Below are 13,050 nucleotides of genomic sequence, written 5' to 3' on the forward strand. Positions count from 1 at the left end.
CCGTGCCTGTCACCACCACCGTCGATCCGGTGCCCCGTGGCCTGACCGAGGATCAGGCACGCCGCCGGCTCGCCGAGTTCGGCCCGAACAGCGTCGAGGCCGCTCCACGGACGCCCTGGTGGGCCCGGGTGGCCGCGCAGCTCAGGGACCCGTTGATCACCGTCCTGCTCGCGGCCGTGGCCCTGACCGTCGCCATCGGCGACCACGCCGACGCGACCGTCATCGCCCTGGTGATCGTGGTGAACACGGTGGTCGGCGTCGTCCAGGAGATCCGCGCCGACCACGCCGTCTCCGCCCTCACCGCACTCTCCGCCCCGACCGCCCGGGTGCTGCGCGAGGGCGAACAGCGCGAGGTGCCGCCGGAGACCGTCGTCCCGGGCGACGTCCTGGTGCTCGGCGAGGGCGACATCGTGCCCGCCGACGCGGCACTCGTCCAGGCCTCGGCCCTGCTGGTGGACGAGTCGATGCTGACCGGTGAGTCCGTCCCGGTGGAGAAGGAGGCCCGGCCCGGATCGGACGTCCTGCAGGCCGGCACCGTGGTGCTGCGCGGCCGGGCCCGGGCCGTGGGTCACCGCGACCGGCGCGGCGGGGTGCGCTCGGCCGGATCGCGCGGCCCTGCTGCACCCGCGGTCGGAGCCCACCCCGCTCCAGCGGCGGCTCGCCGGACTGGGCCGGGTGATCGCCGTGGTGGCCACCGGGCTGTGCCTGCTGGTCTTCGCGCTGGGCCTGGCCCGGGGCGAGCCGCCCGAGGTGATGGGCGTGACCGCGATCAGCCTCGCGGTCGCCGCCGTCCCGGAGTCGCTGCCCGCCGTGGTCACCTGGCCCTGGCGCTCGGCGCCCGCCGGATGGCCGCCCGGCAGGCCGTGGTGCGCCGGCTCGCGGCCGTCGAGACCCTCGGCTCGGTCACCGTCCTGGCGACCGACAAGACCGGCACCCTGACGGAGGGTCGGATGGTGGCCGAACGGGTCTGGACCCCGGCCGGACAGGTCGAGATCCACGGCGACGGGCTACCGGCCGTCCGGCGAGGTGCTCGCGCAGGGGAGTCCGGTCGGAACCGAACTGCTCTTCCCGGTGCGCCGGGTTGCTGCGCTCGGCGGCCCTGTGCAACGACGCCGCGCTGCGCCCGCCCGACCCGGGTGGCGCGGAGTGGACCGCCCTCGGACGACCCGACACGGAGGCGGCCCTGCTGGTGGCAGCCCACCGGGCGGGCTGCGACCCGGACGCCCTGGTCAGGACCCACCCGCGTACTGGCGAGGTGCCGTTCGACAGCCTGCGCAGGCGCATGACGACCCTTCACCACCTCGATCCGCACGCTGTCCTGGTCTGTCTGAAGGGCGCACCGGAGGCCGTCCTGGACCCGGCGGTGCTGGACGAACCGCTGGACCTGCTCGCCCGGGCCCGGGCCGAGGCGGCCGGGCTGGCCGCCGAGGGCTACCGCGTCCTGGCGGTCGCCGACGGGCAGCGCAGCGGGCTCCCCACCCACCCGGCCGACGCGGAGACCGGGCTGTGCCTGCTCGGCCTGGTGGCGGTCAGCGACCCGCCGAAGGCGGCAGCGGCCGAGACCCTGGCCGCCTGCCGCCGGGCGGGGATCGTCCCTGTGATGATCACCGGCGACCATCCGGCCACCGCTCGCGCCATCGCGGTCCGGGTCGGCCTGGTGCCGCCCGATGCGGAGGGCCACGAGGTGGTGACCGGGCAGCAGTTGGCGGACGGCGAGGTCACGGACGTGACCGCGGTGCGGGTGTTCGCCCGCACCGGTCCCGAGCAGAAGCTCGCCATCGTGCGGGCCCGGCAGGACCGCGGAGAGGTGACCGCGATGACCGGGGACGGCGTCAACGACGGCCCCGCGCTGCGGCAGGCCGACATCGGCGTGGCGATGGGCGGGCGCGGCACCGAGGTCGCCCGGCAGGCCGCCGACCTGGTACTGGCCGACGACCAACTCGCGACCGTGGTGGCCGCGGTCGAGGAGGGACGCCGGGTCTACGACAACATCCGGCGCTTCCTGCTGTACGGACTCGCGGGCGGCACGGCCGAGATCCTGCTGATGCTGCTCGGTCCGCTGTTCGGCCTGACGATCCCGCTGACGGCCGGTCAGATCCTCTGGGTCAACCTGCTCACCCACGGCCTCACCGGCGTGGCCACCGGTGCCGAACCGGTCTCCCCAGCGGCGATGCGGCGCCCGCCCCGGCCGCGGGGCCAGCAGGTGCTCGGGGCCGGCCTGTGGCAGGGCGTGCTGCTGCTCGGCACGGTGGTGACGGCGGCTTCCCTGGCCGCCGCTCTGTGGGCCGTGGAGGCCGGACGGCCCTGGCAGAGCGTGCTGTTCCTGGCTCTGCTGACGGCGCAGCTCGGCATGGTGCTGGGCCTGAGGGAGCGCGTCCTCACCCGGGAGAACCCGTTCCTCCCGGCGGCGGTGGCCGCCTCGGCGGCACTCGCCGCAGCCGCCCTCTACCTGCCGTTCCTCAACGGACTGTTGGGCACCGTCCCGCTGGGGACGGCGGAACTCGCGGTGGCGGCGGCAGTGGGTCTGACCGGCTTCGCGGCGGCCCGCCTCCGGGCCGTGGCCACCAGGAGGATCCGGCCGAGCGGCCCGGAGCACCGGGGCCACTCGGCCCTGCTGGATCGGCGCGGGCCCGCCTACCGTGAGGACAGGGCCGCCGAGGGCGCGGCCACCGGACCGGTGGAGGAGCCATGACATCCGCCAGTGAACGCCGACCGGTCGTCCTGGGCGTGGACTCCCTCCGGCCGTCCCCGATGGCCGTCGCGTGGGCGGCCGACGAGGCCGGCCGGCGAGGGCTGCCCCTGCGGCTGGTGCACGCGGTGCCGTCCGAGCCCGCCCTGCACCGCCCGTTCGAGCAGGCCAGGTACCAGCAGGCGCTGCGCGAACAGGGCGCCGAGGCACTGGAGAAGGCGGAGGCCACCGCCCGGGCCAGGCACCCGGGGCTCGAGACCTCGATCGCCCTCGGCGAGGGGACGGCCTCCCACCTGCTCTGCCGGGAGTCCGCCGACGCCGAGCTGATCGTGCTCGGCTCCCGCCACCTCTCCCGGGTCGAGGAGGTCCTCAGCGCCCGGTCGGTCACCGTACCGGTGAGCGCCCAGGCCGACTGCCCGGTCGCGGTGGTGGGTTCACCCGAGCACGTCACCCAGGATCCGCCGTACCTGGTGGTCGGGGTGGACGCCAGCCCCTCGTCGGTGGCTGCCGTGGAGCATGCCTACCAGGCGGCGGCCCTGCGCGGCGCGGAGCTGCACGCGATCTGGGTCTGGCAGCCTCCCTTCGTGGCCCTGGCGGCCGAGGAGTTCTCGCTCCGCGAGGGGCGACGGCTGCTGCACGAGAGCACCGCCGGCCTGTCCGCCACCCATCCGGACGTCCGGGTGGTCCACGAGGTGCTGGTCGGCCACCCGGTCGAGGAACTCGCCAAGGAAGCCGAACACGCGCTCGCCGTCGTGGTCGGCCGCCGCGGCCGGGGCGGCTTCACCGGCATGCGTCTGGGCTCCGTCCCGCACGGGCTGCTCCACCGTGCGACCAGTCCCGTGGTGACCGTCCCGTCGGCGCGGTGAGCTACGGCCGGCCCGTGGTGCGACACGACGGGATGACCGAAGGGTAACGTTTCTCCGGTTTTGATCCTTCTAGGGTGATCACGCACTGCACATCCGGTACCGGAAGGTACCTGCACCCCGAGGGGTCAGTCCCATGCGCCTTCGTCAGGCCGCCGTCACCACCGTGGGCGTCTTCGCCCTGCTGTTGTCCGCCCCGTCGCCCGCGAACGCCGCCTCCGGCGACTTCGAGTACAAGACCGCCGCCGGAGTCGGGGCGGTGCTCTCCGACCCCACCAGCGGCATCTGCCTCAACCTCGACGGCGCCACCGAGGAGAGCCCCGCCCACTCCCCGAGGAACTTCACCGACGCCACGGCCACCGTCTTCCTCGACTCCGACTGCGGCGGCGACACCTACTACGTCATGAACCCCGGCAAGAAGCTCGGAAGCCGACTCAAGCTGCGCTCCGTCATCTTCTCCTGACGACCGATCAGCGCCCGGTCGGGAAGCGATGCCGTGGCGCTCCCCGACCAGGTGGCGGCGTCGACGGCCGGGCCTACGCCCTGGCGCGCGGTAGGCCCGGCAGTGCCGGCCCCGGGGGATCAGGCACGCGGACGGTAGGCCCACGGCTGCTCGAACCGCTGACCCGTGTCGTCCTCGGCCCAGTCGAGCGTGTGGTGGACCGCGACGACGCCGTCCACCGCGCGGCAGAGCCGTTCGGCGACCGGGATCAGGCTGCGGCGGGGGAGGCGTCCGGTCAGGGTGACCACGCCGTCGGTGACGTCGGCTCGGACCGCGTCGGCGGCCAGCCACAGGGTGGCGCCCAGGACGTCGTGGTTGATCTCCTCGCGGATGGCGGCGTCGTGGCGCAGGAAGACCTGGAGCAGGTCGCGTCGGCTGACGATGCCGATCAGCCGGCCGGCCTCGTCCACCACCGGCAGGCGCTTGATGCGGTACTTGTCCATGGCGCGGGCGGCCTCGGGCACCGACCAGCCGGGGCGGGCGGTGACGGCGGGGCTGGTCATCAGTCCGCCGGCGGTCTCGGCCTCGGCCCGGGCGCGGTCGCCGGGGTTCAGCCAGCGGCCGGGCGAGTGCCCGTCGGGGTCGGGGAGTACGGCCTCCTTGCGGAGCAGGTCCGCCTCGGAGACCATGCCGAGCGGCCGGTCCTGGTCGTCGAGGACCGGGACCGCCGTGATGTCGTTGCGGTGGAACAGGCCCGCGACCTCCTTGAACGGGGTGTCCGGCCCGGCGGTGACGACCTCACGGGTCATCACGTCGCCGACGGTGCGGTGCTGCATTGTCCTCAACTCCTCGGGTCGGTGTCCTCAGAGTGGCCCCGTGAGCGCGGCCCGGGACAGGGCCGTTCGGACCTGCCCAGCGGGCCGGAACGGCCCAGGACACCCGGCAACGGCAGGGCGCACGATGAGAGGGCGGGGGACACGGCAGGAGGACGGACATGGACTCGAACGCTCCTCAATCCACAGCTCGTCCAGGGCTGTTGACGTTCCTCGGCGGGGTCGGCACGGTGACCGGCAGCAAGTTCCTGCTGGAGACCGACCGCTCGCGGGTGATGATCGACTGCGGCCTCTACCAGGGCCTGGCCGACCTGCGCCGCCGCAACCGCCGCCCGTTGCCGCTGGATGCGGCCGACATCGACGCCGTCGTGCTCACCCACGCCCACCTGGACCACTGCGGCTACCTGCCCCGGCTGGTCAAGGACGGCTTCCGCGGCCCGGTGCTCACCACCCGGGACACCGCCCGCCTGGCCGAACTGGTCCTCCGCGACAGTGCCCACCTCCAGCAGGAGGACGCCGACCGCGCCAACCGGGGCGGCTGGTCCAAGCACCGCCGCGCCGTCCCCCTCTACGACGAGCAGGACGCCGAACGCGCCATCGCCATGCTCGACCCGGTCGCCCTGGACACCGATGTCGAGATCACCGGCGGCACGGTGCTGCGCCTGCACCACGGCGGCCACATCCTCGGCTCCGTCTGGGTCCACCTCACCCTGGAGGACGGTCACACCCTGGCCGCCAGCGGCGACCTCGGCCGCCCCGTCCACCCACTCCTGCGCCCGCCCGAGCCGTTCACCGGCGCCGACGTGCTGCTGATGGAGTCCACCTACGGCAACCGTCAGCACGAGGAGACCGCCGCCCGCGAGCGCTTCGCCACCGCGATCGAACGCACCCTCGCCCGCCGCGGCACCGTCGTCATCCCCTCCTTCGCCGTCGACCGCACCGAGGTGGTCCTGCACCAGCTCGCCGAACTGCGCGCATCCGGCCGCCTGCCCGCCCACATCCCGGTGTACGTCGACAGCCCGATGGCCCTGGCCGCCCTGGAGATCTACCGCGAGGCCTTCACCACCCGCTCGCCCCAGCTGCGCCCCGAGGCGCTGGCGGCGGGCGAGCGAGCGCTGAGCCCCGAGCCGTTCACCCTGATCCGCTCCCTCCAGGAGTCCCTCGCCCTGGCGGACTCCGACGCACCGTCGGTCCTGGTCTCCGCCTCCGGGATGGCCACCGGCGGCCGCGTCGTCCACCACCTCGGCCGACTGCTCCCCGACCCCCGCAACACCGTCATCGTGGTCGGCTACGCCGCCGCCGGCACCCGGGCCCGTGATCTGGTGGACGGCGCAAGGGTGTTGAAGATGTACGGCGGCTACGTCCCGGTCCGTGCCGAGGTGGTCAACGTGCCCGCCTTCTCCGCCCACGCCGACGCCGCCGAGATCATCGACTGGCTGCGCCAGGCCCCGCCGCCCAGTGCCACCTACCTGGTGCACGGCGAACCCGAAGGCTCCCGGGCGCTACGGGACCGGATCGACCGGGAGCTCGGCTGGACCGCCGTCGTCCCCCGGCCCGGCGAGCGGGTACTCGTGCGCTGACGGCTCAGTCCGACGCTCCGTCACGGCGGCGTCAGGCGCCGTCCGGGAGAGGCCTGCACGTGTTGGGACGAGGGCCCGGGAGCGAACTCGAGGTACGCGTCGCGGACTTGGCCATCACTGACGAGCCCGATCCAGCTCCACCGGCGGCCCCGGGCATGGGCGTGGGCGAGCGCCGTGGCGGCGCCCGGCGCCCGCTGCCGGCAGGTCCGTCCGCCGGCCGACGGGCCGGGCCGCAACGGGGTGGTCCGGCCTCGTCGCGGGCTGACGCACCGTCAGCGGGCTGGGCATCAGTCGTGCGGGACGACCGCGACCGGAGCGTAGGCGTGGTGCAGTACGGCGTGGGCGGCCGGGCCCAGCCGCATCCCCACCGGGTGTGGCCGGCGGCGCCGCCCGACCACCACCAGTGCGGCGGCGTCCCTGGACGCCTCCACCACCGCACCGGCGGCCGTGCCAGCGCGGGCGTCCAGAATGACGGGTACATCCGGATAACGGTCGCGCACGGGGTTGACGGCCGTGTCGAGTCGCTCGAGCTCGATGTTGCCGAGCTTCTCCCAGGTCTCGTGCGGCGGCACCCAACCCGAGTAGCTCCAGGCGGCCGGCAGCTCCCAACCGTGCACCGCACGGAGCTTGGCACCGAGCAGGTCGGCCTGCCGGAAGGCGAACTCGAGCGTCACCGACGACGGGGCGTGGCTGTCCACACCGACCACCACCTCGCCCTTCTGGTGGCCGCCGGTGGTCTCGGAGGACGAAGCGCGCACCAGGACGGTGGGCCGCTCGCAGCGGGCCGCCACCGCGAGGCCGACCGAGCCGACCACCAGACCGGCGAAGCCACCCAGGCCGCGCGAGCCCAGCACCAGCGCCCCGGCCTGCTCGGCGCTCCTCACCAACAGGTCCGCCGGGTCACCACCGACCAGCAGCTCGGCCCTGACCGTCAGACCGGGGTGCGCCCGACGGACCTCCGCCGCCGTTTCGTCCAGCAGCTGCTCCGTCAACCCCCGCACGCCACCCGGCGCTCCGGGGGCGGAGCGGGCGTCGTCCGACCAGGTCTGGACGTGGCTGATCCGCAGCTCCGTCCCACGGCGCGCGGCCTCCGCCGCTGCCCAGGTGACCGCGGCCCGGCTTTCGGGCGAGCCGTCGACACCGACCAACAGTGTTCGGTTCATGGCGGACCCCCTCCTCGTGTCCTCCGGCCCGGGGCACGGCGCACCGGGCCGAGAGACCAGCTTCGGCCCGCGCCGTTCCCGCACACAGGGCCGTTCGGGCCGCCCCTGCGGGACCGGTGGTCCCTGGACCTCTCCGTGTTCGACCTGGCCTTGGACCCCGTGATTGCCGAGCCTCGACGCTGCTTCGTGCGCCGCAACCCGGTCCGCATCATTGCGGCCTGGGCCCTGGTGGTCGGCGACTGCGAGGAGCCGCGAGGGGCAGCGCCGGCGCGCATGTCCCGCCGGGGCGTACTCCGCCTGGTCAGGCTGACTGGCGGGGGGCGGGCGGGGTGAGGACGGCGAAGGTCTCGTCGACGAGGTGGCCCAGATCGCCGCGTGCGCCGTCGGCGCTCCACTGCTCCAGGGCGATGTTGAGGCAGTCCAGAGCTGCGGCGGCGCGCACCGACTGGGCGAGCGTCGCCGACCGGTCCGTCCCGGTGCGGGTGGCGAGGGCTCGGGCCAAGAGGGTGCGCCAGCCGTCCTGCTTCTCCAGTCGCCGTGCGCAAAGCAGCGAGGTCTCCGCGACCAGCGCCAGCAGGGCGAGGGCGTGCTCGGGGTCGCGGAGGTAGGGGGCGATGGCGGTGTCCATGGCCCGCCGCAGTGCGGTCCAGTCGTCCTCGGCCGCCGGGCGCGCGCGCAGGGCCCCCGCGAGCTGCTCGCCCTGGGCGTCGAACGCCTCCAGGGCGGCCTCCTCCTTGCTGCGGAAGTACCGCAGGAACGTGCTGCGCGACACGCCGGCCGCATGGGCCAGGTCGTCGATCGTGACCTTTTCGAACCCGCGCTCCCGGAACAGGTCGAACGAGACCTGCGCCAGCTGCGCCCGTACGGCGGCGCGGGCGATGCCCCTGCTGCCCGTGCCCTGTGTCGTGCTCACTGCCCGATCCCCGCTTCCGTTCGCCTCCGCCTCTCGGTAATGGTACAAAGGAACGGATGTGGAACTGAGTGTCATGAATGACCGAATGGCCCATAAAGGGATTGTTGCTTCACTGAAGCGACGGGGACTCCCCATCCCACGAGCAACGACCGACGACCAGCGGACGGGATGGCCCAAGGCCCCCACCCGCCGCCGCGAACGCAGGAGCACCGCCATGACCAAGACCCTCGGCATCATCGGCAGCGGCATGATCGGCAGCACCATCGCCCGCCTGGCCGTCACCGCCGGCCTCGACGTCGTCATCAGCAACTCCCGTGGCCCGCGCACCTTGCAGGCCCAGGTTGCCGACCTCGGCCCGCAGGCCCGGGCAGCCACCCCCGCCGAGGCCGCCCGCGCCGCCGACCTGGTCGTGGCCGCCGTCCCGCTCGGCGCGATCGGGCAGCTGCCCGCCGATGCCCTCGCCGGGAAGACCGTCATCGACGCCATGAACCACTACCCCGAGCGGGACGGTGGCCTCCTCCCACTGGAGTCCGGAGAGCTCACCTCCAGCGAACTGGTCCAGCACCACCTCCCCGGCGCGCACGTGGTCAAGGCGCTCAACAACGTTTTCTTCGCGCACTTGGCCGTCCTCGCCCGCCCGGCCGGAGCGCCCGATCGCAGCGCGCTGCCTGTCGCAGGCGACGACCCGTCGGCCGTTGCCGCGACCGTCGCGCTGCTCGACGTGCTCGGCTACGACGGCGTCCCCTTCGGCACCCTCGCGGACAGCTGGCGCACCGAGCCCGGCACCGCGGTTCAGGCCGTCCCCTACGCGCAGGCCCCGGCGACCGAGCCCGAGAGCTGGGACTGGATCTTCCAGGCCCCCGCCGCCCCCGCGTCCGCCGCCCGCATCCGCGCTCTTCTGGACTCCGCCGCACGGACGCCCGCTCCCTGAACCAATTGGGTCGGCCCTCGCCGCCCGCAGCCCGGGGAGCTGCTCGCCGAGCTCACGCTGGGGTCGCCGCGGGCAGCGCGGCACCGTCGGCACCCACCGAGCCGATCAGAAACGCGAGCCGGTCGGGGGCTCGATGCCCTGCTTGACGCGTGCGGGGAGCGGCACGTTCCGGTAGTCGCCCTCCTCGCGATGCTTCAGCGGCGCGTAGTCCTGAGTGGTCTGGTTGACCTGCTCGGTAGTCCGGTAGACGTCGTCAGCAACGATGCAGTCCGCAGCCGCTCATGAGGTCGGCGACGAGCTGCAGCACCTCGTCGCCCGCGACGCGCAGGTCGCGGAGCTGGTCCGGCGACGGGATCACGGCGCGCTTCGGGTCGTACCGCGGGGCGACGACGCCCTCCAGCGGGTTCTCGTCGTAGAGGCAGAGGCAGAGGCGGTGAGCGTCGAGCAGGACGGCCCACAGCTTGTCGAAGGCGTTCGACTGGGTGGCGAGGCCGACGCCGTTGCGTTCCATGGTCACGATGAAGGCGTCGACGACCTCGAAGTCGAAGGTCCCAACCCGCCGGCTCGCGAAGGCCGGCAGCAGGTGGTGCTCGATCAGCGAGTCGAGGTGCCGGACAGGGGCCGGGCTCAGGTGCCGCTGGGAGGCCCGCCACTCCGTCAGGTACTCGTGCGACTGCATCGGGCCGTACTTCTGGATCCGCTCGGCCCTCCGCTGGTCGTGCGGGTTGTGCGTGCGCTCCTGGTAGACCTCGGCGAGCCGGGTCTTGGCCTTGTCCTGCGTGGCGAAGCCGGACTCCTCGGTCTGGCGCCCGGCCGCGTTCGGGTACCTCTCGGTCGTCGAAGCCGTCCCGGCCTGACGCCCCCTCAAGGGGCGAGCCCCGACGGACCGTGGTCCGACGGGGCTCGGGGTGGGGAAGGGTGGGCGAGGCCGGAGTCGAACCGGCACAGCCGAAGCGGGGGCTTTACAGGCCCTTGGGCTCTCCAGTGCCCAGCTCGCCCTTGATGGAGAAGCGGAGGAGGTGGGGGTCGAACCCACACGGGTGCTCGCGCACCCCGACGGTTTTCAAGACCGCGGCCGGCGCCACCTGTCGGCTGGCTCCTCCGTGAACGTGAACTGCTGTGTGCTGCGCGGAGAGTGCGCGGATCGAACGCGCGCGGGCTTTCACCCGACTACGGCTTAGCAAGCCGCTGCCTTACCACTCGGCCAACTCTCCTGGTGCTGCGCTGCCGGACGAGGATTCGAACCTCGAACCTCCTGATCCAGAGTCAGGCGTGCTGCCAGTTGCACCATCCGGCACTGCGGGGCGGCGGCACAACGCGAAGGCCGCCCGGACGGGGTCTCCCCCTGGGCGGCCTGGCACGTGACGGTGCCGGTCTCTACCGCGTGGAGGGATACCCCTGGCTCTGCTGCGAGCTCGAAGAACGCTGATACGACTGGCTGTTGCTCATGACGTGCGTTCCTCTCCGTGGCGGTGCTGCCGGGCTGATGCCCCTACTCTGCGGCAGACCCGCGAAGCAGGGCAACGCATTTTCCGTCCCGGACCTACCGGCTCGAGCGGGCCCGGATCCGACCGGGGCGGCCAGCGGTTCCGGCCGGAACCGGGCAGGCCTGACCGGGCCCCTGATCAGTGTCCGGCGACGGATGGGCAACCCCGCCCCGTGCGGCGCGGTGCGATGGGAGGCGGGGCGGTGGGAACAGGGGTGGGACGGTCAGGGCAGGTGGCGATGGGAGGCGGGGAGCTGGTTGACGGCGACGATCAGGACCGGCACACCAGCGGGCCCACGGTGTTGCCCGTACTCAGGGCCGCCGGCACCACGGTGCGCCTCCGGATCGGCGATCCTGGTCGAGTACGACGAGGCCGTCCTCGAATTCGGCGGCTTCACCGACTGGTTGACGATGCGTCGGCGGCTACGGAACACGTGCAACACCGTGGGCCGGGCGCCTGCCCCGCCCCCCGGGGGCGCGGCCGAGGCGGCGACGTGGAGGCGGTAGGCGCCCACCCACGGGCCGGATTCGACGTGGTGAACGTCGGGCGGACCGAGTTGACCCAGGACGTCTTCTTCGACGTCTACTGCGAGCTCGTGGTGCCCGCCCTCGGCCGATCGACCACGGCGGTGCGCAGGAGCTGCGGTTGGAACCGCCGCACGGGGGCAGGCGCGAGTGCGCGGCGTGAACCGGCTCGCCGACAGCCGAGGAGGAGTGTGAGCCCATGAGTGGCGATGACGAGAAGGAACGGGCCCGGAAGGCGGAGCCGCCGGTACGCGATGAGACCCCCGAGTCCCGGATGACCGGAGAAGGAGCACCACCCCCGGCCCAGGACGAGGACGCCGAGCCCAAGGCCCCCGCAGGCCGCCCGAGTGAGCGTGACGGCCGGTAGGAGGCCACGAGTCGGGGTGGGGCCCACACCCGGCCCTGCTGCGACTGTTCAGGATCGGGCAGGCCGCATCCTGAACGTCTCCCGCCCCGGCCAGCACCTCCCGGTCGCGTCCGCCCCGCGACGTGGCAGCCACCCGCATCGAAGGAGTTCAGTCCCATGGGAACCGTCCCCGTACCGTCCGATCCCGACGTCGTCCCGGTGCCGCCGCCCGCCCCGCCCGCGCCTCCGGGACCGCCGGAGCCGGTCGCGCCGCCCGTACCCCCGGACCACCCCGCCCCGCCCGGCTCGCCCACCCCTCCGGCTGAGCCGCCCCGCCCGGCCCCCGGACCGCCTCTTCCCGAGCCCGGTCCTGCGGAGCCGCCCGACTGATCACCGGACGGGACCCGGCCGGCCCTGCCGTGAGGCGGCAGCTCATGACCGCCGGCCGGACACCCTGTGAAGGTCGTGCGCCCGCCGGAGTGTCCCGCGCCAGGCGGGGCAGCCGCGCCAGGACGAAGGGCGGGCCACTTGCCCCGCCGGTCGGCCCGCTACGAGGGGAACAGCGTTGACCACCTCCAGGAGCACCCTGCACTGCCTCGCCGTACGGATCCTCAACGGACCGCACCCCGACCTCGTGCTCGCGTGCCGTCTCGCCTTCGACACCGCCCTGCCCTACGGCGTCCACCTCGGGATCTCGGGGGCGAGGCCGTTCGCGGACGGCGAGCCGCCGGTGTGTTGGACCTTCGGCCGGGACCTGCTCGACCAAGGCCTGCGTCGCCCGGCGGGACAGGGGGACGTCCTGGTCGCTCCCGGCCCCGGCGGCACGGTCCTGGTGGAGTTGCGCGGGCCTGCCGGGAGCGCCGTCCTCGGCCTGTCGGCGGAGCAGGTCGGCGCCTTCCTCGACGACGCCTACGCCTTGGTCCCGCAGGGTGCCGAGGGCGAGCACCTCGACGTCGACGAATGCCTGACCCGCCTGCTGGTCCGGCCCGAACAGGCGTGAGCGCCCCGCAGCGCCGATCGTGACAGGAACCGAACGCTCCAGGCGTACGGTGGTGCCCTGACGACCGGCACGGCCCCGGGCGCGCAGCAGGGCGTTGAGGCCGCAGGAGTCGATGAAGGTGTTGGCCGCGAGGCCGACCAAGAGTGCGAGCAGGCTGGTGCCTAGGGCTTCGTCGAGTGCCCGCTCCAATAGGGGACCTGGCCGGTGTGAGCGGACACCACCGGGCTGTCATTCCCGCGAGGAAGGGCCGGCCGCGGATCCCGCCGTCTTCACTACGTG

12 protein-coding genes, 4 tRNA genes and 1 pseudogene are annotated in these 13,050 nt (G+C 73.7%); 8 read left to right on the forward strand and 9 right to left on the reverse strand.

Annotated features, from left to right (window positions below):
- Positions 1–29 precede the first annotated feature (29 nt).
- From ABD946_RS19070 to ABD946_RS19090, 4 genes and pseudogenes are all read left to right on the forward strand, one after another.
- Positions 30–506 (forward strand): annotated as a pseudogene (locus tag ABD946_RS19070) (HAD-IC family P-type ATPase); the annotation flags it as partial.
- Between the two features lie 575 nt (positions 507–1,081).
- The gene (locus ABD946_RS19080; protein WP_345285133.1) at positions 1,082–2,692 is read left to right on the forward strand and encodes an HAD-IC family P-type ATPase; all 1,611 of its coding nucleotides are present in this window, start codon (positions 1,082–1,084) and stop codon (positions 2,690–2,692) included.
- A complete protein-coding gene (locus tag ABD946_RS19085; RefSeq protein ID WP_345285135.1) occupies positions 2,689–3,555 on the forward strand; it encodes a universal stress protein in 867 nt (288 codons plus the stop codon). The genes ABD946_RS19080 and ABD946_RS19085 overlap by 4 nt, the downstream gene beginning before the upstream one ends.
- Before the next feature lie 133 nt (positions 3,556–3,688).
- Positions 3,689–4,015 carry a hypothetical protein gene (locus tag ABD946_RS19090; RefSeq protein WP_345285137.1) on the forward strand — a complete coding sequence of 109 codons (327 nt, stop codon included), beginning with the start codon at positions 3,689–3,691 and terminating at the stop codon, positions 4,013–4,015.
- Positions 4,016–4,134: 119 nt separating this feature from the next.
- On the opposite strand, the gene ABD946_RS19095 is transcribed toward ABD946_RS19090, so the two are convergent.
- A complete protein-coding gene (locus tag ABD946_RS19095; protein WP_345285139.1) occupies positions 4,135–4,830 on the reverse strand; it encodes a CBS domain-containing protein in 696 nt (231 codons plus the stop codon).
- Between the two features lie 200 nt (positions 4,831–5,030).
- On the opposite strand from ABD946_RS19095, the gene ABD946_RS19100 reads away from it, so the two are divergent.
- Positions 5,031–6,407, forward strand: a complete 1,377-nt coding sequence (locus tag ABD946_RS19100; protein ID WP_425558657.1) for an MBL fold metallo-hydrolase RNA specificity domain-containing protein — start codon at positions 5,031–5,033, stop codon at positions 6,405–6,407.
- Between the two features lie 287 nt (positions 6,408–6,694).
- Here ABD946_RS19100 and ABD946_RS19105 read toward each other — a convergent pair whose 3' ends face one another.
- Both ABD946_RS19105 and ABD946_RS19110 read right to left on the reverse strand, forming a co-directional pair.
- On the reverse strand, positions 6,695–7,570 hold the full coding sequence (locus tag ABD946_RS19105) for a universal stress protein (protein WP_345285143.1): 876 nt from the start codon (positions 7,568–7,570) through the stop codon (positions 6,695–6,697).
- A 301-nt stretch (positions 7,571–7,871) separates the two neighbouring features.
- A complete protein-coding gene (locus ABD946_RS19110) occupies positions 7,872–8,483 on the reverse strand; it encodes a TetR family transcriptional regulator (protein WP_345285145.1) in 612 nt (203 codons plus the stop codon).
- A gap of 85 nt (positions 8,484–8,568) precedes the next feature.
- Here ABD946_RS19110 and ABD946_RS19115 point away from each other — a divergent pair, with 85 nt between their 5' ends.
- Positions 8,569–9,414: an NADPH-dependent F420 reductase gene (locus tag ABD946_RS19115; RefSeq protein ID WP_345285147.1), complete on the forward strand. Its 846-nt coding sequence runs from the start codon at positions 8,569–8,571 to the stop codon at positions 9,412–9,414.
- 253 nt (positions 9,415–9,667) lie between these two features.
- On the opposite strand, the gene ABD946_RS19120 is transcribed toward ABD946_RS19115, so the two are convergent.
- The 6 genes from ABD946_RS19120 to ABD946_RS19145 form a co-directional block, all read right to left on the reverse strand.
- Positions 9,668–10,282, reverse strand: coding sequence for a hypothetical protein (locus ABD946_RS19120; protein WP_345285149.1), 615 nt, complete (start codon positions 10,280–10,282; stop codon positions 9,668–9,670).
- Positions 10,283–10,333: 51 nt separating this feature from the next.
- A tRNA-Tyr gene (locus ABD946_RS19125) sits at positions 10,334–10,413 on the reverse strand.
- 12 nt (positions 10,414–10,425) lie between these two features.
- Positions 10,426–10,517, reverse strand: a tRNA-Ser gene (locus ABD946_RS19130).
- Positions 10,518–10,543: 26 nt separating this feature from the next.
- Positions 10,544–10,628: transfer RNA gene (locus ABD946_RS19135), tRNA-Ser, on the reverse strand.
- A 10-nt stretch (positions 10,629–10,638) separates the two neighbouring features.
- Positions 10,639–10,711 (reverse strand) — tRNA-Gln (locus ABD946_RS19140).
- A 413-nt stretch (positions 10,712–11,124) separates the two neighbouring features.
- Positions 11,125–11,334, reverse strand: a complete 210-nt coding sequence (locus ABD946_RS19145) for a hypothetical protein (protein ID WP_345285151.1) — start codon at positions 11,332–11,334, stop codon at positions 11,125–11,127.
- Positions 11,335–11,624: 290 nt separating this feature from the next.
- Between ABD946_RS19145 and ABD946_RS19150 the strand changes: the two genes are divergently transcribed.
- On the forward strand, positions 11,625–11,792 hold the full coding sequence (locus tag ABD946_RS19150) for a hypothetical protein (RefSeq protein WP_345285153.1): 168 nt from the start codon (positions 11,625–11,627) through the stop codon (positions 11,790–11,792).
- Positions 11,793–12,336: 544 nt separating this feature from the next.
- The gene (locus tag ABD946_RS19155; protein WP_345285155.1) at positions 12,337–12,771 is read left to right on the forward strand and encodes an SsgA family sporulation/cell division regulator; all 435 of its coding nucleotides are present in this window, start codon (positions 12,337–12,339) and stop codon (positions 12,769–12,771) included.
- The last annotated feature ends 279 nt before the right edge of the window (positions 12,772–13,050 follow it).

The organism is Kitasatospora albolonga (assembly GCF_039535905.1).
GTDB classification, from domain to species: Bacteria; Actinomycetota; Actinomycetes; order Streptomycetales; family Streptomycetaceae; genus Kitasatospora; species Kitasatospora albolonga.

Coding starts and splice junctions, on each gene's coding strand:
- ABD946_RS19085 (WP_345285135.1), top strand. CDS start 2,689: ATGACATCCGCCAGTGAACGCCGACCGGTCGTCCTGGGCGTGGACTCC.
- ABD946_RS19090 (WP_345285137.1), top strand. CDS start 3,689: ATGCGCCTTCGTCAGGCCGCCGTCACCACCGTGGGCGTCTTCGCCCTG.
- ABD946_RS19095 (WP_345285139.1), bottom strand. CDS start 4,830: ATGCAGCACCGCACCGTCGGCGACGTGATGACCCGTGAGGTCGTCACC.
- ABD946_RS19105 (WP_345285143.1), bottom strand. CDS start 7,570: ATGAACCGAACACTGTTGGTCGGTGTCGACGGCTCGCCCGAAAGCCGG.
- ABD946_RS19115 (WP_345285147.1), top strand. CDS start 8,569: ATGGCCCATAAAGGGATTGTTGCTTCACTGAAGCGACGGGGACTCCCC.
- ABD946_RS19150 (WP_345285153.1), top strand. CDS start 11,625: ATGAGTGGCGATGACGAGAAGGAACGGGCCCGGAAGGCGGAGCCGCCG.